The organism is uncultured Campylobacter sp. (genome assembly GCF_938045205.1).
Taxonomy (GTDB): Bacteria; Campylobacterota; Campylobacteria; order Campylobacterales; family Campylobacteraceae; genus Campylobacter_B.
In genome coordinates this window covers 1-2,181 of the sequence record NZ_CALIMY010000115.1, presented here as the reverse complement: position 1 = coordinate 2,181, position 2,181 = coordinate 1, and the positions used below count along the sequence as shown (strand labels likewise).

Sequence of the window (2,181 nt, the reverse complement as noted above, 5' to 3'; positions counted from 1 at the left end):
TTCATAAAAAATGAGCTTGAGGAGAACGAACTTTTGATTAGAGATTTTGGTATCAGCAAGGGCGATAAATGGACGGAGGAGGAGATCGTATTTTATAGCGGTAAGCAGGCGTTTAAAATTTCCGCTTACGGTGCAGGCAAAAAGATCCGCGGCGAAAACTGGCGAGGATTTCGTCCGGATCTTATCATTTGCGACGATCTGGAAAACGACGAAAACGTAAAAACGAAAGCGCAGCGCGACAAACTTTATGAGTGGTTTGAAAAGGCCATTATGAAGCTGCCAGCCCGCGGCGATAACGCTTATAATATCGTAGTAGTCGGTACTACGCTGCATTATGATAGCCTGCTCTTTCGCATCGAAGCAAGGACGGATTTCAAAACTCTATCCTATCCGCTGGTGCGCGCTTTTCCCGCAAACGTAGATGAGCAAAAGTGGGATATGAAAGAGCTGCTGCTAGATGATAGCAGGCTGGATAAAGAGCGCATAAAACAGGAGTTTCTAAGCTCCAAAAGCGCCTTTATGAGCGAATATCAAAACGAGCCGCTAAGTAAAGAGGAGGCAAGCTTTAGCGGATATCAAACTTTCGAGCAGATGCCTCTTTGCGACGCCTACTATATGGGGATTGACCCCGCATTAGGAAAAAGCAAGGGCGATTATTTCGCCGTAGCTACGCTTGGGGCTTATGAGGGCAAATTTTATGCAAGCGTTAAGATGGCAAAAGTAAAGCCCGAGCTTATGATGGATCGTATCATAGCAGCGGCGCTTGAAATTTTACGACTTAACCGCCCGCTTAAAATCGCGATCGAAACTATTCAGTTTCAGGAGTTTTTTAAGGATATGCTCGACAAAAAAGCCCGCGAACTGGGGCTTTATCTGCCTATCATAGAGCTTAAAAACAGCGTGCCCAAGCAGCTTCGTATCGATAGCCTAACCCCGCCTATAAATAACGGCGTGATCCTAAGCGATAAAAACTCGCTCGTTTTCATAGACGAGCTTGATACCTACCCTAAAAGCGCGCATGATGACGGGCTGGATGCGCTAGAGATGGCATGGCGCATCGCAAAGGTACCGGCGTTTGATTATGCGAAGGTTAGCCGGATCATCAAAGAGCGAAAGCGCAAACGCGATATGATAAAAGATATGTTGCAGAGATAATAATAATTCGTGCGCGTAGCGCAATAACTCGAGCCGCAGGCTCGCACCTTGTAAGCGTGCAGGGGTTAATTGGGGGCTTGGGGGATAAGAAGGGGGCGCCTCGCCATTAGCTCCCTTCTTGTCCCCCAAGAATTGCGACACGAGATATGTGGCGGGGCGTTTGCTCTGCTCTGCTTGTTTTGTTTGAGCTGAGAAGTAGAATAGCGTTTAAACGCTTTTAAAAGCCGTTTAAAAGCGTTTAAATATTTTTGGACGGGTGATTTATCGTTAGAGATGATAAAACCCCTTAGAGCGCACGCAAATAAAATTTAAGGATGATGGATGAAAAAACAAGATTTAAGATCGCTCATTAAGCTTTTAAGACCCAAGGGGGCTTATTCCAAGACCGACGTAGCAGGATATGTAGAGCTAAGCCCCTCTAAGATCCGCGCCGCACTGCTTACTAAACAGCAGAATTATCTATTTCCTGCATTTTCGCTCATAATGGATAAGGATAGCGCCGTAGGGGCTGAAATAGAAAAGCGTTTAAGCTCGGTAGAGAATAAATTTTTTACCCACGATCTAGGCGAGGATCAAAATGAAAATATCGAGCAGATTATCGAGGCGGGGCTGCAAGCAAGGCTTTTCGGGCTTGCGGTGCTGGAGGTATATGCGGACGAGGACGCGAACATAAAATTTGACGTAGTAGATAGAATATATATTAATATCGTAGAAAACAAGCCTTATCTGCGGATAGGCTCACGCGATATTGAAGCCAAAGAGCCGTTTTTTATAGTAGTTAGGCAGGAAGATCCGGCGCTACTTAAAATTTTGTGGCTGGTGTTTGCTAAACATTTCGTGCTTAGCCATTATCTTAAATTTGTGGAATTCTTAGGCGTGCCGCCGCTGATCGGCAATAGCTCAAGTGGAGACGAAAACGTCATCACACAAATGGCTGAAGCGCTTGAGGGTATCAAAAGCGGCAGTTACGCGGTGCTAGGTCCGAACGACATTATCAAAGTGCTTGAGGGTAGAGGAAGCCAAGCT

General features: G+C 45.8%; 1 protein-coding gene and 1 pseudogene. Both read left to right on the top strand.

Features of this window, described 5'->3' with window-relative positions; genetic code table 11:
* Window positions 1-1,155: phage terminase large subunit (gene terL / locus Q0198_RS07165; RefSeq protein WP_297896479.1), on the top strand; the 1,155-nt coding region annotated here is incomplete at its 5' end.
* A gap of 321 nt (window positions 1,156-1,476) precedes the next feature.
* Window positions 1,477-2,181 (top strand): annotated as a pseudogene (locus tag Q0198_RS07160) (hypothetical protein); the annotation flags it as partial.